This window comes from Micromonospora sp. NPDC005163, assembly GCF_053599835.1.
Window position 1 is genome coordinate 1 of the sequence record NZ_JBSFYP010000001.1, and the last position, 18,022, is coordinate 18,022.

Here is an 18,022-nt window from a genome sequence, read left to right on the forward strand (position 1 = left end):
AGGTGCGCCGCGAGCAGGCCCGCCGCGCCGCGGCCCGTCGGGAGGCGCAGCGTCGGCTGGCAGCCCAGCGCGAGGGGGTACGCCGCGCCGCCATGGGCCTGGACCGGCCGGGCGACCTGCCAGCGGCTGTCAACGGTGCGTCGGTCTCCTACCGGCGGTCCGGTGGCCTGCGCGGACGCCCCTACGAGGCCGGCCGCGGCGCCTGAACGGCCTGAGTGCGGCGGCTTGCCTCGAGTCCGCTGCGGCGCGTGCGACGGCCGCAGTGGCGGCCCGGTAGTGGCGCGCGCCGCGGCGCTTGATCGACTCGGTTTCCTGGAAGTCGGGGTGTCGCGGCGTCCCGCATGCCCCGGTTTCCAGGACGTCGAGTGGATCTTCGGGTGGGTGCGAGCGCCGCGCCGGGGGCGGATTCGCGGTGGGGGCCGGCGACCTGTTAGCCTTGCTGCCGGCCCGCCCGGTGTAAGCCGGGTGGGACCGAAGCCGGTTCGCCGGCGGAGGGGCTGTGGCGCAGACTGGTAGCGCACCTCGTTCGCATCGAGGGGGTCAGGGGTTCAAATCCCCTCAGCTCCACCCAGTTCAAGGCCGTTTCCGCGAGTCGGAAACGGCTTTTTTCGATCTTGTACAGCAGCGAAGGGCGACGGACGAGTCGACCTGTACGCCGGATTCCGGAGCGTCGCTCCGCTTACGATACGGAGCAGCGCTCCATATAACCAGTGTTGGGATGTGCGCCATGCCACCGACTACCGAACCACCTCCGCGCGTCGGCCGGCGACCGCGTTCGGACGCTCAGCGCAACCAGCGCACGCTTCTTGAGGCCGCCAGCGTTGTCTTCGTGCGCTCCGGCGTGGACGCTCCCGTGCGCAACATCGCCGCCGAGGCGGGTGTCGGCATGGGCACCGTCTACCGGCACTTTCCGACCCGGGCGGACCTTGTGGTCGCGGTGTTTCGGCATCAACTCGACGCGCTCGCCGGCAACACGGCGGTCGCCGAACCTGGTGTGACACCGTACGATGCTCTCCGGCGCTGGGTGCTTCGCTTCGCCGATTTCCTCGTGACCAAACACGGTCTGGCTGAAGCGTTGCGCTCGGACCAGGCCGGCTTCGAAAGTCTGCACGCGGAGTTCGTCGAGCGCTTGTTGCCCGTGCTCGATCAGCTGCTCAAGGCATCAGCCGCCGCCGGCCAGACGCATTCGGACACCCGGGCGTACGACCTCATGCTCGCCATCGGCAACCTGTGTATCGGCGTCGAGACCTTCCCCGACTACCGCGCGCGGCACATGATCGATGTGCTTCTCAGCGGGCTGGCCAGGAACAACGAGGAGACTCCGGGCAGCGGCGATCAGTAGTCCCCTCCCACGGCGATCGGCGACTGGCGCGTCCCGAACAGACCCGAACGGATCAGGAGAAACGCTCGGTCGTCACCGGGATCAAGCCGTGCTGACGCAGAACGTTCGTCAGGTCGCAGAGGGTGGCCGCCACCGCCGCGGAGTCGGCATTGCCCACCAGGACGGTCACGTCCAGGCACCAGGCGAGCCCGTGCCCGACTCGACGTAGGTCCCAGGTGAACTGGTCATCGCCCTGCTCCAGGTGACCGGCGGCAACCGACCCCGGCGACCTGTCGACCGCCGAATGCCAGGCCGTGCGCAAGCTCGCCACCTGCTCCTCCCGGAGGTCCTTGGCGAAGAGGACACGGTAGAGGCGACGCTCGTGGAATCCGGCGGGTGGCTGCGCGGGGCCGAAGCGCAGCGGCGGAACGGTCGGGAACGGCTGGTGGTCGTGGAAGTACGTACGCAGCACCGCTTCGGCCGGAAGTTGACCGCCACCGAGTGTGCGACAGGCGTTCTCCGCACCGCTGCGGCAGGTGGGGAGCACCCTCGCCAGCAGCTCCGGGTCGGAGCGCATGCGGCGGCTGAACGAAGCGGAACTCCACCAGCCGGCACCCGCGGGCGTCCAGCCCGCGCTGTCCAGGCCTGCGGTCGTATGGTCGGGGTGGCGGGTGAACTCCTCGACGACGATCCCCTCGACCTCGCCGGCCGGATGACCGGCCAGGATCAGGTAGTAGTCCAGCGACGGGTTGGTGACCATCCTCCGCCTCTCTGCTGGCGCGGATCCCGGGCAACCCTAGCGAATCGGCCGACTAGCATCCGGACTCGACGTGAGGAGTCCACATGACATCGGCGGTCCAGACCAGGTTCGGCCTCGTTGGCAGTGGTTGGCGGGGCGAGTTCTTCCTCCGCCTGGCTCGACTGCTGCCGGAGCGGTTCCGCGCGGCCGGGGTGGTCACGCGTACCGAATCGCGCGGTGCCGCGGTGGCGGCCGAGTGGGGCGTGCGGACCTTCCGCACGACGGCCGAACTGCTCGCCCACGAGCGGCCGGACTTCGTCATCGTGTCGGTGCCCTGGTCGGTGACGCCCGAGGCGACCCGCGACCTGGTCGCGGCCGGGGTGCCGGTGCTCGCCGAGACGCCGCCCGCGCCCGACCTGGCGGGGCTGCGGTCCCTCTGGTCCGACGTCGGAGGCAGTGACCTGGTGCAGGTCGCCGAGCAGTACCTGCTGATGCCCGGGCACGCGGCCCGGCTGGAGGTGATCCGCGCCGAGGTGCTCGGTGAGCCGACCTCCGTCCAGGTCTCCTCCACGCACCTGTACCACGCGGTCTCGCTGATCCGTGGTCTGCTCGGCGTCGGGTACGACGTCGCCGAGGTCAACGCGCGGGCGTTCGTCGCGCCACTGGCCAACCCGTTGTCACCCGCCGGCTGGAGCGGTGACGCCACCCCGCAGCAACTCTCCACCACCCTCGCCACCATCGACTTCGGCGGGCGGATGGGGCTGTACGACTTCACCGACAACCAGTGGTGGAACCCCCTGCGTACCCGCCGGTTGGTGGTGCGGGGGTCGCTCGGCGAGCTGGTGGACGATCGGGTGGTCCGCCTGGTCGATCCGGCCACGCCGGTGGAGTCGTCCCTGGTGCGGCGGCAGACCGGCGTCGACCTGAACCTCGAAGGGCTCGACCTGAAGCACATCAGCTTCGACGGCGCCGTGGTCTACCGCAATCCGTTCGTCGGCAGTGGAATGTCCGACGACGACATCGCCGTGGCCGACATCATGGCTCGCGCCGGCGCCTGGGCACGGGAGGAAGGCCCGGCGCCGTATCCCCTGGCGGAGGCGTGCCAGGACCACCTCATCAGCCTCGCCATCGAGGAATCGGTACGCACCGACCGTCCGGTCGTCACCGCCAAGGAGGCGTGGGCACGGTAACCGCGGCCGAGATCGATCTGTGCTCCGGTCGTGTTCGGGACCTGACTCGCCGTGGCTAGCGTGCCGGGTATGACGCCACCGATGCACACGCCGCCCGGGGCCGTTGGCCAGCGAGGCTGGGGGCCGTGGGCCGTCGCCGCCGCCTGCGTGGTGGCGCTGCTGGCGGCGGCATTCCTTCCGGTGCTCGGCTTTCTGGTGTGGATGTACGGCGGCCCGGACATCGATGAGGCGCGAGCCGCAGCCGATCGGTTCGTGCAGCACCTGGAGCAGAACCAGGACGACACCGCTTACCGCTCGATGTGTTCGGAGGTGAAGGTCCGAATCAGCGTCGAAGAGTTCACCGAGGCGGTGGAGCGACTGGGCCGCCCGGTCTCCCACGATCTCGGGCGGGCCGGATTCGGCAATGAAGCCGGCAGCAGTGCGTTCGTGACCGTGCGACTGACCGGCGGTTCCGGTGCGACGACGTCGGTTAGTCTCCGGCTCGAGACCGAACCGGGCTGGCGCGTCTGCAGCGACACCTTCGGCTGACCGTCGTCCTTCGCGCGCACGACGAACCCGCCAGGGATGGGCACCGGCTGCCAGCCGTGCGGTGGCGCCCCCGGCACGCCAGACGGGGCGCCACCGCAGTGGCGCGTCAGCTGGTGAAGTCGTCCGAAACGTCCCGGGCGTCCTCCTGGACGTGCTCGCCGGGCTGGTTGCCCCGGATCTCATCGCGCTGCGCCACGTGATCCGCCTGTGACCGCTCGTTCCGGGTCATGTTGCCCACCTGCGCCTTCGCCGGACCGGCCACGCGCTCAACCTGGTCGTTCGCCCTCTCCACGCTCATGTCGCCTCCCTTTCGTCGCGGCGGGACGCCTCTCCTGACTTGCGTCCCCGCCCTCCGTCGGGGAAAACGTCAGGGCTTCCAGGAGCCGGCGGTCTCGAACTCGTGCTGGTACTCCAGCACACCCTTGGTGTCGGGCACGTCGAACACGACGCTGCCGGTGCGCTTGGTGCCGGCGGTCAGGTCGTTGCCGGCGGGCATGGGCTTGCCGCAGCCCGAGAAGGCCCCACCGATCGCGTTGGTCTCGGTGCCGTCGGCGGCGACCCATTGGAAGAAGAGCGGGTTCGTCGAACCGGTGCCCTTGGTGACTGCGACCGTCACGTCCGCGATCACGTACATGCCCTCGTCCGGCTTGAGGCCGTACGACTTGCAGGGCTTGGTGGAGGTGCTGAACTTCGTCACCGTGATCTCGACGGTGCCGTCGTCGCCGTCGATGACCAGGGTGTCCCCGGGCGACATGTTCCGGGTGTCGTCGTCCGTCGAGGGCGGGGCCGACGAGCGCGGGGCCGACGAGGGGGCGCCGATCGGCGGCTGCCCGACGCCCCGGGTCACGCCCGGGGCCGGCAGGGCTTCGGTCACGTCGTTGGCGGCCCGGTTCGCCCCGATGACCACCGCCACGATGCCGCCGGCGCAGCACAGCAGGGTGAGCACGGCCGCGGTGACCGCGATGACCACCACGGTCTTCTTGGAGTTCTTCGCGGGTACGGGCGGCGGCATGGTGAGCGGGTGGCCCGGCCCGCCGGGTGGCGGGTACGCGCCGCCGCCCGCTCCCGGGTACGCGCCGCCCGAGAACGGCGGCGGCGGCCAGGCCTGGTCCGGCGCGGTCGGGTACGGCGGGCTGGCGTACGGCGCCTGCGGCGCGTTCCCCCCTGCCGACCACGGGTTGGGCGGCACGGGCGCCTGCGGGACCGTCGGCTCGGCGGCGGACTGCTGCGGTGTCGCCGGGAACGGTTGGGTCGGCGGCTCCGGGTTCGGCTGTTGGGGGTCCTGCGGCCCGACGGGGGGCTGGGGGTGGGTCACCGTACTCCTTGACGCCTCGGTACGTGCGGTTCGCGAACCCGCCGACGCTACCGTGCGTCATTGACCGACCGGTCGCCGCGCCAGATCCCGTCCCACGCCGGACCACCACGGTGGACGGTCCGGTGCCGGACGCTGGGTGTCAGCGCAGCGGGAGAACGGCGGCGGTGCGGACCAGCCCGTCGGCGACCACGAACCGGCCGCTGACCGTGGCCGGCGGGTCGGTGACCGCCGCCGCGTCCACCCGGGCCGGTGCGATCCGGGCGGTGAACGTGCCGGCGTCCGGGTCGAGATCGAGCCGGGCGTCGTGGAAGTCCAGCCAACTCCCGACGACCGGGTACCAGACCTTGTAGACGGTCTCCTTGGCGCTGAACAGCACGACCGGCCAGGAGACGCCGCGGGGCAGCCGCGCGCAGGCCTCCTCCTCCTCGGGCAGCAGCACGAGTCGGCGTACTCCCTCATTTATCTCGCGGTGCTGCTCGGCGTCCATTCCGACGGACCGGAGGTCGGTGCTGCGCGCCGCCGCGGCGGCGCAGTAGCCGGTGGTGTGGGTGATGCTGCCGACCACCCCGGCCGGCCAGACCGGCGCGCGGTCGGCGGCGGCCGGAACGGCGGCCGGTGGCAGGCCGAGGCCGGCCATCGCCCGGCGGGCGCAGACCCGCCCGGCGGTGAAGTCCCGCCGGCGGGTCTGAACCGCCCGCTCGCCCAGGCAGGCCTGCTCCGCGGCGAGCAGTTCCCCGACCCAGTCGTCCGGGCCGGCGACGGCCACCGCCACCGTCGCGGGCAGCAGGTCACGCATTGCCGGCTACCGGTCGGTAGATAGGGACGCGCTGCGCCGACTTCGGGTCGACCGTCAACTTTCCGACTGCCACGAGGGGAGAACGTACCGGAAGGATGTAACACCGGAGGGACGCGCAGCGCTCGCACTGATGACACCGGGGGGCCACCATCAGCCGCTGACCGGGGCTCGGCAACCGCCAGTCCTGCGGACATCTGGAGAGGACGTGCGATGACCGATGGTGCGGAACGGCCGGGAGGACGGGCTGACGATCACGCCCCGACAACCCCCGGCTGGAGCTGCGGCTCCTGCGGCGAAGAGTGGCCGTGCGCGACGAAGCGCAGCCGGCTGCTGGCCGAATACGGGGGTGACCGGGCGATGCTCAGCGTCTACCTGGGCTCCTGTCTCGCCGCCGCCACGGAGGACCTGCGCGCCGCCCCGGTGATGTCCCTCCAGGATCGGTTCATCGGCTGGCTGCCGCGCGGCTCGCGACGCGCCTGAGCCCGCCGGTGGCCCCGCCGCCGGGCGGGGCCACCGGGGGTCGGGCTCGTTCAGCCGCGCCGGGGTCGCCGGGTCAGGGCGAAGCCGACGACGCCGGCTACCGCGGCCAGCACACCGCCGATGCCGGTCCAGACCCAGCGCGAGCCGAGATCCGGCAGCCAGTCCGCCAGTGAGTCACCCTCGTCGTCGGCCTCCGCGTCGGCCGCCGGTACGGCGGTGAGCACCGTGCCCGCCTTGGTGTTCGGCACCAGCGGCGCGGCCAACTCACCGTCGTCGGCCGAGGCGCCCCGGTCGGCGACGGTGCCGACCAGCAGGTCGACGTCGATCGGCGCGCCCAGGTCCGGTTCCGGCAGGTCCACCACGGAGAGCCGGATGACGTACGTGCCGGGCAGCGGATCGGCCGACCACGGCTCCGCCCAGGGCCGCACCTCGCGCAGCGTGCAGCCCAGCGCCACGCTCGACGCCCGCGCGTCCACCGTCGGGGTCTGCGCCCCGGCGGTGCACGCCTGCCGCCGGCGCAACCCGTCGAAGACGTCGACGGTCCAGGTGGAATCACCGCCGCGTGCCTTCGGCAAGGTGACGGTGGCGCTGATCTCCTGCACCTGCCCGGCCGTTGCCGGGAAGGACCAGTAGAGGTGGTCGCCGACCGAGGCGTCCACCCGCACCGGTTGCCCGGCGGTGATCGGCGTGGCGGTCAGGAACGACGTGCCGGCCCGGGTCACCGGCGTGGCGCCCGGCGAGGGGGTGGGGGCGGCGACGGCCGCCGCGGGCAGCAGCGCGGACCCGCCGGCGGCGAGGACCGCCGCCAGCGACCGGAACAGTGCGGTACGCATCAGTTCTCCCTCCAGGTGGCGACCCACCAGCGGGTGAGCAGGCCGGCGAGTAGTCCGGTGAGCAGGCCGGCCACGGTGAGCAGGGCGAGCAGCGCCCAGCCCCGGCCGAGGTCGGGCCCGTCCGGCGCGGGCGCGGCGGCGACCACGTCGACGGTCAGCTCGACCGGCATGCCGGGCGTCGCCGCGGTGCCTGGGCGCGGGGCGAAGGAGTTGCTCACCACCAGGCAGACGGTGGTGGGCTCGATGGCCGCTGCCGCGGTCTCCTCGGCCTCGACGGCGTCCTCGTCGTCGGCGCTGGCCGACCAGCGCAGCCCGGCGGAGAGCACGTCGGCGCGCCCGCTGCCGGCGTCCGCGCCACGGACCAGTTCCCGGCCGTCCGCCGCGGTGGCCCGCAGCAGCACCCCGTAGTCCCGGTTCACCGGCCGGTCCAGAGCCATGCTCACCGACGCGCGCAGCTCCTGCCCGGGGCGCACCGGCACCCGGTAGTAACGGTGCTCGGAGAACGCCTCCCGGTCGGCGTAGACGCCGGGGGCCAGCAGTGGCGCCGAGTCGCAGGCGTTCGCGCCGCCGACCACGGTCGGGGCCCGGGTGTGCGTGTCACCGGCACGCTCGACGAGTTGCTTGATCCGGTCGGTCAGCTCCTCGGCGCTCTGCGCCGCGGTGTAGGTGCCGCCGGTCGCGCCGGCGATGCAGAGCAGCTGCCGACGGACTTTCTCGTCGGGGGCCAGGCCGAGCGTGTCGACCACCAAACTGGTGCCCTGGGCGGCCAGCTCGCGGGCCACCTCGCACGGGTCCGGCGGGGCGCAGGTGTCCTCGCCGTCGGTGATCAGCACGATCCGTCGGGTGGTGGCGCCGGTGCCCAGGTCCTGCGCGGCGGAGCGCAGCGCGAGGCCGACCGGCGTGAACCCGGTCGGTCGTAGCGTCGCCACCGCCGCCTTGGCGCGCGCACGGTCCACCGGCCCGACGGGCACGATCTGCTGGGTGTCCTGGCAGCCGGCCTTCTTGTCCTTGCCCCGGTAGGTCGCGCCGAGCACCCGGATGCCGAGCTGTGTCTCGGCGGGCAGTGCGTCCACGACCTCGTTGAACGCCTGCTGGGCGACTGAGATTCGGCTATGCCCGTCGATGTCCGCGGCCCGCATCGAGCCGCTGACGTCGAGCACCAGCTCGACCCGGGGCGGCTCGGCCACCGGCTCCTCGTCGGCCGCCGCCGGGACCGGCCCGGTCAGCGCGGTGGTCGCCAGCAGTCCGAGAAGGACGGCCGCCGATCGTCTGAAGTTGATCACGGCCCGCAGTGTAGTTAGATCCACTTTGGATGATCATTTGGGTGGTGGTTGGTGACCGCCGGGCACCGGTCCGGCGGGCGCCGGACGTGGGCGCGGCGAGCGGGGTCGCGCGGCCTCGGGCCTGCTCGTTCGGGGCGCTGAGTCCACGCCGGGTCACCCTCGGTCAACGGCCGGAGGGGAGGCGTCGGCCCGGCCCGCATCCGTCGGAAATCTGACCCAAGTCGACCCGTTGTGCCGGTGGTGCGCGGTGGTTAAGCTGCTCATGCGCGCCCCAATCGCCCGCTTCCCCCGTGGCAGGCGATCGGGGCGCGCATCTGTGTAGAACGGGCCCGCACGCCGAAGCGTGCGGGCCCGTTTCCGTCGCGCTGAGCGGCGCGTCGCCTGCCGATGCTTATATCCAGCGCCCGTCCAGCCACATGCGGGACAGCCAGTCCGAGTACGGGATCAGCCGACCCACGAAGATCGGATAGAAGTACGCGAAGCAGAGCGCCACCAGCAGCACGTACGCGCCGGCCGCGATGCTGCCCACCAACCGGCGTTCATAGCCCGGGTCGCCGGGCACCAGTGGCGCCACCTCGCCGACGTCACCCCCGGCCGGGGCGATCAGCGCACCCAGCACGTAGACGACGGCCAGCACCAGGAAGGGCAGCGCGGGTGCGGCGTAGAACGAGAACATCGTCCGGCCGTCGAGGGCGAACACGAACCAGGGCAGCAGCCCGGCCGCCACGCTGAGCAGGAGCGCTCCGGCCCGCCAGTCGCGGCGAGCCACACCCAGCCAGACCAGCGCCACCAGGGCGGGCAGGAACGACCACCAGAGCAGCGGGGTGCCGAGCAGCAAGATCTCCGAGGCGCAGGACGGCGCGCCACAGGCGCCATCGCCGGACCAGTGGAACGCCACCGGACGGCCGAGCAGAAGCCACTGCCAGGGCCACGACTGGTATTTGTGCGGGGTGTCCAGCCCGGTGTGGAAGCCGAATGCCGCCCGGTGGTACTCGAAGAGGTTGATCAGCGGACCGATCACCGGGGTGTCGCTGAGCGGGGCGTTCGGATAGGACGACGCGAGCCGGTAGTAGCCGTCGTCGCTGAGCAGCCAGCCCGACCAGGTGGCCAGGTAGGTGCCCACCATCAGCACGCCGGCCAGCACCAGCCAGGGCAGCTCGTCGAGCAGGGTGTCCCGCCAGGGCCGGCGGACCCCGGCCGAGCGGCGGACGCCGACCTCCCAGAGGAGCACCAGCAGCGCGAAGGCCGGCACGAAGTAGAGCGCGCTCCACTTCACCGCGCAGGCGCAGCCGAGCAGCACCCCGGCGGCGAGCCGCCACCACGGCCAGGTGCGCCAGCCGGTCGGCGGCCGGCCGGCGCGGCCGGGCAGGGACGGGTCGAACCCGTCGTCGAGCGCCCGCGCCCAGCGCCGGCGGCGGGCGTCGCGGTCGAGCACCAGCGCGCCGAACGCGGCCAGCACGAAGAAGAGCAGGAAGATGTCGAGCAGCGCCGCGCGGGACAGCACCAGGTGGAAGCCGTCCAGAGCGAGCAGCAGGCCGGCCGCGCAGCCCAGCACCGTCGAGCGGAACATCCGCCGCCCGATGCGGACCAGCAGCAGCACCGACAGCGTGCCGACCACGGCCGCCGAGAACCGCCAGCCGAACTCCGGGGCGGTCGTCATCAGGTGCCCGGGGACGGAGACCTTCGACTCGACGTCCTGATAGCCGAAGGCCCACTCGCCGAGGCCGATCAGCCACTTGCCCAGCGGGGGGTGCACCACGTACGACGGGGCGTTGTCCTTGTAGTTCCACTCGACGCCGCGGCTGATCAGCCCGTAGGCGTCCTTGGCGTAGTACGTCTCGTCGAAGATCTTGCCCTTCGGGCTGGACAGGCCGACGAAGCGCAGGATCGCCGCGATGGCCACCACGACGGCGGTGGCCAGCCACGAGAAGCGGTCCAGCCGGGTGTCGACGGTGGTGAACCGTCGGCGGACCCCGCCGGACACCGCGCCACCGCCGGCGGGGGGCGACGCGGACTCCTGGTCGGGGCTCTGGTCGCTCGTCACGTCGACCATCTTTGCCGGGTCGGCGCTCGGGCTCTGCGCTGTCGACGCACTCGTCACCCGGCGATCGTAGGCTGCCAACGTGTCCGGTGGCGTCCGTCGTCCCTGATACCGGTATCCGCTGTCAACGAAGGAGACGATCCTGTGGGTGAAATGTCCGAAGCTGGGCGCCTGATCCTGCTCGGCGCCCCGCTCGGCAACCCCGCCGACGCCTCGGCCCGGTTCCGGGAGGTCCTGAGCAGCGCCGACGTGGTGGCCGCCGAGGACACTCGCCGGCTCACCCGGCTGGCCCGCGACCTCGACATCACCGTCGGCGGCCGGATCGTCTCCTACTTCGAGGGCAACGAGGAGCGACGTACCCCCGAGCTGGTCGAAGTCATCCTCGGCGGGTACGTGGTGGCGCTGGTGACCGACGGCGGGATGCCGAGCGTCTCCGACCCCGGCTACCGGCTGGTCCGGGCCGCACTGGACGTCGGGGCGCCGGTCAGCGTCGCGCCCGGGCCGAGTGCGGTGACCACCGCGTTGGCCGTCTCCGGGCTGCCCTGCGACCGGTTCTGCTTCGAGGGCTTCCTTCCCCGTACTCCCGGCGCCCGCCGATCCCGGCTGCGCGCCCTCGCCGCCGAGGAGCGCACCCTCGTCTTCTTCGAGGCGCCGCACCGGATCGGAGCGGCGCTCGCCGACCTGGCCGAGACGTTCGGGGCGGACCGGCCGGCGGCGCTCTGCCGGGAGCTCACCAAGACCTACGAGGAGGTCCTGCGCCGCCCGCTCGGCGAGCTGGCCCGGTGGGCCGCCGAGGGAGATCCGCGCGGGGAGATCACCCTGGTGGTGGCCGGGGCGCCGGTGACCGCCGCGGAACGCCCCGACGACGACACCCTGCGCGCGGCGGTCGCCGAGCGGGAGGCGGCCGGCCGGTCACGCCGCGACGCCATCACCGACGTCGCCACCGAGTACGCCCTGCGCCGCCGCGACGTCTACACCATCGTGCACAGCTGACCCACGTTCGCGGCGCGTCGGACCGGGTTCACCGGGTGGTCGGTCCCGCAGGCGGGAGCGCACCGGGCGGACGGGTCACCACGCGGCGGCGAGGAAACCGAGAGTGATCAGCACCGGGCCGGCGACGGCGACCGCGACCGCCCAGCGGCGGTTCCGTCGGCCCGGCAGCCGCGTCGCTCCGGTCCACCGGGCGATACCGGCGGCGCAGCCGAGCACCACCAGCAGGCCGGGCAGCCAGCGGAGGTGCCGGGCCACGCCGGTGTCGACGTACGCGGTGCCGCCGTCGGGGCCGGCCATCCGCGCCGGCAGCGCCGTCCCGGGGACGTCCCGACCGGCGGGTACGCCGCCGACCCGTACCCCGTGTGCCAGGAACCGCCCGTCGTCCGCCGTGAAGATTCCCCGGCAGCGCTGGGTGAGCCCGCCGCCGGTGCAGTCGTCGATCACCACCGTGCCGACCCGGGCATGCCCGACCGCGAGCCAGAACGGGCCGGCGCTGACCCAGGCGAAGAAGGCCGCGACCAGGCTCAGCAGCACCAGCACCGCGAGCCCGGGCAGCGGCTCGGGGGGTGGAGTGGTGCGGGTCGGTGCCCGGCGCCGGGCCGCGCCGGAGCCCCGGTCCCGCTCCGGTGCGGGATCGTCCCGGACCGGGGTGCCGTCCCAGTGCACCTGCTCGATCGGCGCCCAGTAGGTGCCGTCGTCACCATCCGGCGGCGTGTCGCCGTCGGTCCGGCGGGCGCCCCGGTGCCAGCGGCTGTGCTGCCGGACCGGCACCCGGCGCGGCACCGCGTCCACCGGCGCCCCGGTGGTCGGCTGCAGCTCGACGGCCGCCGCGGGCTCGCCGCCGGCCGGTGCCCTGCCGCCCGACCGGCCCGCCGGCGTGGGACGAGCCGAGGTGGGTGCCCGCGCGGCCGGCGTGGGACGGCCCGGAGCCGCGGCGGTCCCCGCCGTGCCGTCCGGCTTCGGCGTGGCTGTCCGCCCCGCCGGCGTGGGCCGCTGCCTGCCGGGCCGGCCGGCGGGGGCCGGTGAAGCGGTGGCGCCGGGCACCAGCCGGGGCTGGGGCGCGACCGTTCCACCACGCGCCCCGCCGGGCTCGGGGCTGGGGTCGCCGCCGACCGTCGGCCCGGTGGGACGGTCATCGTGGTCCCGGGCCGCTCGTCTGCCAGTCACGACGTTCATTGCACACCGGTGCCGGAGTCGGATCGGGCAGGCTGAGCGCGTGTCGACACAAATCGGACCAATGGGCGGGGTGCCCGGACCGGTCCGCCGACCCCGCACCCCCCATTGGTTCGCGGGCGTCCCGGAGAGGTCACTAGGCTTGCTGCTCATGAGTCACGTTCTCGCGGCAGTGGCCTGGCCGTACGCCAACGGCCCACGCCACATCGGCCACGTTTCCGGTTTCGGCGTTCCCTCCGACGTCTTCGCCCGGTACATGCGGATGGCCGGCCACGACGTGCTCATGGTCTCGGGCACCGACGAACACGGCACCCCCATCCAGGTGCAGGCCGACGCCGACGGGGTCACCCCGCGCGAGCTGGCCGACCGGTACAACAGGGTGATCGTCGAGGACCTGCACGGCCTGGGCCTCTCCTACGACCTGTTCACCCGCACCACCACCCGCAACCACTACGCGGTGGTGCAGGAGCTGTTCGAGGGGATGTACCGCAACGGCTACATCGTGCCGAAGACCACCATGGGCGCGATCTCCCCGTCCACCGGGCGCACCCTGCCCGACCGGTACATCGAGGGCACCTGCCCGATCTGCGGGTACGACAGCGCCCGCGGTGACCAGTGCGACAACTGCGGCAACCAGCTCGACCCGATCGACCTGATCGACCCGAAGTCGCGGATCAACGGGGAAACTCCGAAGTTCGTCGAGACCGAGCACTTCTTCCTGGACCTGCCCGCGCTGGCCGACGTCCTGCGGCAGTGGCTGGACACCCGGGAGGGGTGGCGGCCCAACGTGCTGCGGTTCTCCCGCAACCTGCTCGACGACCTCCAGCCGCGGGCGATCACCCGGGACCTGGAGTGGGGCGTACCGATCCCGTTGGACGGCTGGCGGGACCGGCCGGACAAGCGGATCTACGTCTGGTTCGACGCGGTGATCGGCTACCTGTCCGCCTCGATCGAGTGGGCCCGCCGCACCGGCGATCCCGAGGCGTGGCGGAAGTGGTGGTCCGCCGACGGGGAGGGCAAGGACGCCCGGTCCTACTACTTCATGGGCAAGGACAACATCGTCTTCCACTCGGTGATCTGGCCGGCGCTGCTCTCCGGATACTCCGGCGAGGGCTCCCGCGACGGTGAGCCGGGCGAGCTGGGCCAGCTCAACCTGCCCACCGAGGTGGTCTCCAGCGAGTACCTGACCATGGAGGGGCGCAAGTTCTCCTCGTCCCGCAAGGTGGTCATCTACGTCCGGGACTTCCTGGAGCGCTACGACGCCGACGCGCTGCGCTACTTCATCGCCGCCGCCGGCCCGGAGAGCAACGACACCGACTTCACCTGGGCGGAGTTCCTTCGCCGCAACAACGACGAGCTGGTCGCCGGCTGGGGAAACCTGGTCAACCGGTGCGTCTCGATGGCGGCGAAGAACTTCGGCGCCATCCCGCCGGTCGACCCGGCCGGCCTCACCGAGGCCGACGAGGCACTGCTCGCGGTGGCCCGTGCCGGCTTCACCACGGTCGGCGACCTGATCGGCCGGCACCGGCAGAAGCAGGCGATCGGTGAGGCCATGAAGGTGGTCGCCGAAGCCAACAAGTACCTGTCCGAGCAGGCGCCGTGGAAGCTCAAGGCCGAGGCGGACAAGCCCCGCATGGGCACCATCCTGCACGTCGCCCTCCAGGTGATCAGCGACGCCAACACGCTGCTCACCCCGTTCCTGCCGCACTCCGCGCAGCAGGTGCACGAGCTGCTCGGCCGCACCGGCGTGCACGCGCCGATGCCCGTCATCGAGCAGGTCGACGACCTGGACGGCGGGCCGGCGTACCCGGTGCTGACCGGGGACTACACGGTCGGCGCGCGCTGGGAGTCGGTGCCGCTGGAGGCCGGCCGTCCGCTGGCCGCGCCGAAGCCCGTGTTCCGCAAGCTCGACCCGTCGATCGTCGACGAGGAGCTGGCCCGGCTGGCCGGCTGAGCGCAGGACGTCGCCGTGCGGCGGCACGGCGCCCACCCGGGCGCCGTGCCGCCGCTGGGCTTCACAGCGCGTACCGGGTGTCCATCACCTGATCGTCGGTCACCTCGGCGACCGGCGCCCAGGTCTCGTAGACGCCACGATCGTGGCACTGCGCCCCGGTCGTGAGCACCGTGTCCGGATCCGGCTGGCGCAGCCGCAGCCGCAGCCAACCGGCCTCCTCCCGCAGCACCAGGCAGGGCACGCCCCGCCACCGGGCGAACCGGATCCGGCGGGCCACCGCGTCCACCGGGTAGCGGGCCGCCCGGGTCATCGCCAGCACCCGGAACCCGCCGGGCAGGTCCGCCACCGCCTCGTACTCGCCGTCGCCGTGCACGCCGACCAGCTGGGTGGAGCGCGGCGCGTCCCCGGTCGGCACGTACTCCTGGTCCGGGGAGAGACCCGGCACCGCGGCCAGCAGGTGCCGCCACTGCGGGCCCACCATCCGCAGCCACCCGCGCTGCTCGGCCTGATAGGTGTAGAGCACCACCTCCACCCCCTCCGCAGGGTAGGCGAGCAGGGCGGCGTTCGCGGGCATCGGCAGGTCGGCGAAGTCCCGGGTGATGAACTCCGGAATGAGCTGGGCGTTGCTCGGCACGAACCCGGTACCCAGCACCGGCGGGCCCAGCCGGTCCCGGGGCGCCAGCGCGGTCAGACCGTGGTGCGCCTCGCCGACCGGCACGTCGTAGTCACCCGGGTCGGCAGCCCGCCAGCGCAGGGCGTACGCCACATCCAGGCCGTCCCGGCCGACCTCGCCGTCGGTGCGCAGCACCGTGGTCGCCGCCGGCGTACGCAGGTGTGCCACGTCGTGCTCCCGGTAGCAGAAGCCGTGCGGCAACCACCCCCGCACGTACCCGGCGAGCTGTCGGGGGGAGAGCACCTTCACCATCCGGGTGCCCCGCCGGACCACCGCCGACGCGCGTGCCGCTGCCACCATCGGGTCACCCGCCGCGGCCGGCTGCTGGCTGAGCTGGTGCAGCTGCGCCCACCCCCGCTCCCGGTGTGCCGGCAGCATCAGCGGCGTGTCCGGCTCCTCGGCCGGCTCCACCGCCCCGTGCACCGCCGTCACCTCGGTGACGTGCACGAACCGGTGCCACGGCAGGGCGCTGCCGGGTCGGGGAGCCCACTCGAAACCGGGCACCTCGTCGGCGCTGAACAGCTCGTACGCGGCGCCGCGGGCGATCTCCTCGGCCGGGTAGACGCCGCCGCCGAACGCCACGCGCAGCCCGGTACGTTCGCTGGCGGCGTCGCTGGCCTGGGGAGTGACGCTCATGCCGTCACCTCCCTCCACTCGGTGAGATGCGGGCCGTCACGCTGTCGCGTCGGCCCGGTGACGCACTCAGTCCGCCCACGCGGCGACGGTAGAGTCGCGCGGCGTAGGCGAGGTGAACGTCGGGTGGCGGGTGGATGGACAGCCCCGGTGTGTGATGCTGTCGCTGATGAGCGAGCCTGCTGAAACCCGCCGAGAGCGTGCCGCACGGCGGGCCGGAGAGTTCCCGCCCGCCCCCGAGCCGCTGCCCCGGCCGGTGCTGGACAGCCACACCCACCTGGACATCACCGTCAGCGAGGCCGGCGTACCCGGCGGCGGGCCGGCCGACGACCCAGTCGCCGTGGCGATCTCGCTGGCCGCGAAGGTCGGCGTGGACCGGCTGGTCCAGGTGGGGGTGGACGTGGTCTCCTCCCGGTGGGGCGTGGAAATCGCCGACCGGCATCCCGCCGTGCTGGCCACGGTGGCCCTGCACCCCAACGAGGCGCCCCGGCTGGCCGACCTCGACGAGGCGCTGCGGGAGATCGATTCACTCGCCGCCCGCGACCGGGTCCGGGGCATCGGCGAGACCGGGATGGACTTCTTCCGCACCGGCGACGAGGGGCGTGCCGCGCAGGAGGAGAGCTTCCGGGCGCACATCGCGATCGCCAAGCGGTACGGCCGGGCGTTGGTGATCCACGATCGGGACGCGCACGCCGACGTGCTGCGGATCCTCGACGACGAGGGCGCTCCGGACACCGTGGTGCTGCACTGCTTCTCCGGTGACGCCGACTTCGCCCGCGAGTGCGTCCGCCGCGGGTACGTGCTCAGCTTCGCCGGCACCGTCACCTTCGGCAGCGCCGCCGCGCTCCGCGAGGCCGCCGCGCTCACCCCCGTGGACCAGATCCTGGTGGAGACCGACGCTCCCTACCTCACCCCGACGCCGTACCGCGGCCGGCCGAACGCCTCGTACCTGATCCCGCTCACCGTCCGCTCGCTCGCCGCGACCACCGGCGCCGACCTGGACGAGCTGTGCGCGGCCATCTCCGCCACCGGCGACCGCGTCTTCGGCCCGTGGTGAGCCCGGCCCCATCGCACGCCCGGACGTTAGGAAGGGCGGCACCTTGCAATCGCCTGGTGTTGTACAAGGGGCCCTTCCTAACGGCGGGGTGCGGGCGCATACGCTGCCAGCCATGACCGGACTCCTCGGCCCGGCGGAGATCCGGGAACTCGCCGCCCGGCTGGGCGTCGCGCCCACCAAGAAGCTGGGCCAGAACTTCGTGCACGACCCGAACACCGTGCGCCGGATCGTCACCGCCGCCGGCCTGACCCCCGACGACGTGGCCCTGGAGGTCGGCCCAGGGCTCGGCTCGCTCACCCTCGGGCTGCTGCCGGTCGCCGGGCACGTGCACGCCGTGGAGATCGACCCGGTGCTCGCCGGCGCGCTGCCGGAGACCGCCACCCGGCACGCCGGCGCGGACGCCGGCCGGCTCACCGTGCACCGCGCCGACGCGCTGCGCGTCGACGCCGCCGAGCTGGCCGACCCGCCGCCGACCGCGCTGGTGGCCAACCTGCCCTACAACGTGGCCGTGCCCGTGGTGCTGCACCTGCTCGCCGAGCTGCCCAGCCTGCGCAAGGGCCTGGTGATGGTGCAGAAGGAGGTCGCCGACCGGCTGGTCGCCGGCCCCGGTTCCAAGGTGTACGGCATCCCGTCGGTGAAGCTCGCCTGGTACGCCCAGGCGCGAGGCGCCGGCCGGGTGCCGCCGAACGTCTTCTGGCCGGTGCCCAACGTCGACTCCGGCCTGGTCGCCTTCACCCGCCGCGAGCCACCCCGAGCCGACGTACCCCGGGAACGGGTCTTCGCCGTTGTGGACGCCGCGTTCGCGCAGCGCCGAAAGACCCTGCGCGCCGCGTTGGCCGGCTGGGCCGGCGGCGCCGACCGGGCGGCCGCCACGCTCACGGCGGCCGGCGTCGACCCCGGCGCCCGGGGGGAGTCGCTGACCGTCGAGCAGTTCGCCGCCATCGCCGCGTCGGCTCCGGTCGGTACGCCGGCCGCGAAGTAGGCTGACGCCGTGCCCGCCGAGGAGGCGTACG

General features: G+C 73.1%; 17 protein-coding genes, 1 tRNA gene and 1 pseudogene. 10 read left to right on the forward strand and 9 right to left on the reverse strand.

Going from position 1 to position 18,022, the window contains the following annotated elements; translation table 11 throughout:
• From ACWD6N_RS00005 to ACWD6N_RS00015, 3 genes and pseudogenes are all read left to right on the forward strand, one after another.
• Nucleotides 1-206, forward strand: a pseudogene (locus tag ACWD6N_RS00005) (hypothetical protein); the annotation flags it as partial.
• 287 nt (nt 207-493) lie between these two features.
• A tRNA-Ala gene (locus tag ACWD6N_RS00010) sits at nt 494-567 on the forward strand.
• 160 nt (nt 568-727) lie between these two features.
• Nucleotides 728-1,342 (forward strand): TetR/AcrR family transcriptional regulator, encoded by a 615-nt coding sequence (locus ACWD6N_RS00015; RefSeq protein ID WP_387323181.1) that lies wholly within the window; start codon nt 728-730, stop codon nt 1,340-1,342.
• Nucleotides 1,343-1,394: 52 nt separating this feature from the next.
• Here ACWD6N_RS00015 and ACWD6N_RS00020 read toward each other — a convergent pair whose 3' ends face one another.
• Nucleotides 1,395-2,081: a hypothetical protein gene (locus ACWD6N_RS00020; RefSeq protein ID WP_449937309.1), complete on the reverse strand. Its 687-nt coding sequence runs from the start codon at nt 2,079-2,081 to the stop codon at nt 1,395-1,397.
• Between the two features lie 83 nt (nt 2,082-2,164).
• On the opposite strand from ACWD6N_RS00020, the gene ACWD6N_RS00025 reads away from it, so the two are divergent.
• Both ACWD6N_RS00025 and ACWD6N_RS00030 read left to right on the forward strand, forming a co-directional pair.
• The gene (locus tag ACWD6N_RS00025) at nt 2,165-3,250 is read left to right on the forward strand and encodes a Gfo/Idh/MocA family protein (protein WP_450004256.1); all 1,086 of its coding nucleotides are present in this window, start codon (nt 2,165-2,167) and stop codon (nt 3,248-3,250) included.
• A gap of 69 nt (nt 3,251-3,319) precedes the next feature.
• Entirely contained in the window at nt 3,320-3,778 is a 459-nt protein-coding gene (locus ACWD6N_RS00030; RefSeq protein ID WP_449937304.1) for an Rv0361 family membrane protein, read from the forward strand.
• 106 nt (nt 3,779-3,884) lie between these two features.
• Here the strand turns inward: ACWD6N_RS00030 and ACWD6N_RS00035 are convergent, their stop codons facing one another.
• From ACWD6N_RS00035 to ACWD6N_RS00045, 3 genes are all read right to left on the reverse strand, one after another.
• Entirely contained in the window at nt 3,885-4,076 is a 192-nt protein-coding gene (locus tag ACWD6N_RS00035) for a general stress protein CsbD (protein ID WP_387323189.1), read from the reverse strand.
• Nucleotides 4,077-4,145: 69 nt separating this feature from the next.
• A complete protein-coding gene (locus ACWD6N_RS00040) occupies nt 4,146-5,093 on the reverse strand; it encodes a DUF4352 domain-containing protein (RefSeq protein WP_387323191.1) in 948 nt (315 codons plus the stop codon).
• A 139-nt stretch (nt 5,094-5,232) separates the two neighbouring features.
• A complete protein-coding gene (locus ACWD6N_RS00045) occupies nt 5,233-5,889 on the reverse strand; it encodes a 4'-phosphopantetheinyl transferase family protein (RefSeq protein WP_449937302.1) in 657 nt (218 codons plus the stop codon).
• Between the two features lie 210 nt (nt 5,890-6,099).
• Between ACWD6N_RS00045 and ACWD6N_RS00050 the strand changes: the two genes are divergently transcribed.
• Nucleotides 6,100-6,369, forward strand: a complete 270-nt coding sequence (locus ACWD6N_RS00050) for a hypothetical protein (protein ID WP_354964600.1) — start codon at nt 6,100-6,102, stop codon at nt 6,367-6,369.
• Between the two features lie 50 nt (nt 6,370-6,419).
• Here the strand turns inward: ACWD6N_RS00050 and ACWD6N_RS00055 are convergent, their stop codons facing one another.
• From ACWD6N_RS00055 to ACWD6N_RS00065, 3 genes are all read right to left on the reverse strand, one after another.
• Entirely contained in the window at nt 6,420-7,202 is a 783-nt protein-coding gene (locus ACWD6N_RS00055; protein ID WP_387323197.1) for a peptidase, read from the reverse strand.
• Complete coding sequence (locus tag ACWD6N_RS00060; RefSeq protein ID WP_387323199.1) at nt 7,202-8,485, reverse strand: VWA domain-containing protein; 1,284 nt, start codon at nt 8,483-8,485, stop codon at nt 7,202-7,204. Before ACWD6N_RS00060 ends, ACWD6N_RS00055 begins: the two co-directional genes overlap by 1 nt.
• A gap of 391 nt (nt 8,486-8,876) precedes the next feature.
• Nucleotides 8,877-10,538 carry a dolichyl-phosphate-mannose--protein mannosyltransferase gene (locus tag ACWD6N_RS00065; RefSeq protein ID WP_450004371.1) on the reverse strand — a complete coding sequence of 554 codons (1,662 nt, stop codon included), beginning with the start codon at nt 10,536-10,538 and terminating at the stop codon, nt 8,877-8,879.
• Between the two features lie 141 nt (nt 10,539-10,679).
• Between ACWD6N_RS00065 and rsmI the strand changes: the two genes are divergently transcribed.
• Nucleotides 10,680-11,519: a 16S rRNA (cytidine(1402)-2'-O)-methyltransferase gene (gene rsmI / locus ACWD6N_RS00070; protein ID WP_387323201.1), complete on the forward strand. Its 840-nt coding sequence runs from the start codon at nt 10,680-10,682 to the stop codon at nt 11,517-11,519.
• A gap of 75 nt (nt 11,520-11,594) precedes the next feature.
• On the opposite strand, the gene ACWD6N_RS00075 is transcribed toward rsmI, so the two are convergent.
• Complete coding sequence (locus ACWD6N_RS00075) at nt 11,595-12,686, reverse strand: hypothetical protein (RefSeq protein ID WP_449938196.1); 1,092 nt, start codon at nt 12,684-12,686, stop codon at nt 11,595-11,597.
• Nucleotides 12,687-12,843: 157 nt separating this feature from the next.
• Between ACWD6N_RS00075 and metG the strand changes: the two genes are divergently transcribed.
• A complete protein-coding gene (gene metG, locus ACWD6N_RS00080) occupies nt 12,844-14,646 on the forward strand; it encodes a methionine--tRNA ligase (RefSeq protein ID WP_354964606.1) in 1,803 nt (600 codons plus the stop codon).
• Nucleotides 14,647-14,707: 61 nt separating this feature from the next.
• On the opposite strand, the gene ACWD6N_RS00085 is transcribed toward metG, so the two are convergent.
• The gene (locus ACWD6N_RS00085) at nt 14,708-15,955 is read right to left on the reverse strand and encodes a hypothetical protein (RefSeq protein WP_449938199.1); all 1,248 of its coding nucleotides are present in this window, start codon (nt 15,953-15,955) and stop codon (nt 14,708-14,710) included.
• 154 nt (nt 15,956-16,109) lie between these two features.
• Here ACWD6N_RS00085 and ACWD6N_RS00090 point away from each other — a divergent pair, with 154 nt between their 5' ends.
• Complete coding sequence (locus ACWD6N_RS00090) at nt 16,110-17,009, forward strand: TatD family hydrolase (RefSeq protein WP_387323206.1); 900 nt, start codon at nt 16,110-16,112, stop codon at nt 17,007-17,009.
• A gap of 112 nt (nt 17,010-17,121) precedes the next feature.
• A complete protein-coding gene (rsmA, locus tag ACWD6N_RS00095) occupies nt 17,122-17,991 on the forward strand; it encodes a 16S rRNA (adenine(1518)-N(6)/adenine(1519)-N(6))-dimethyltransferase RsmA (RefSeq protein ID WP_354964609.1) in 870 nt (289 codons plus the stop codon).
• Nucleotides 17,992-18,022 lie beyond the last annotated feature (31 nt).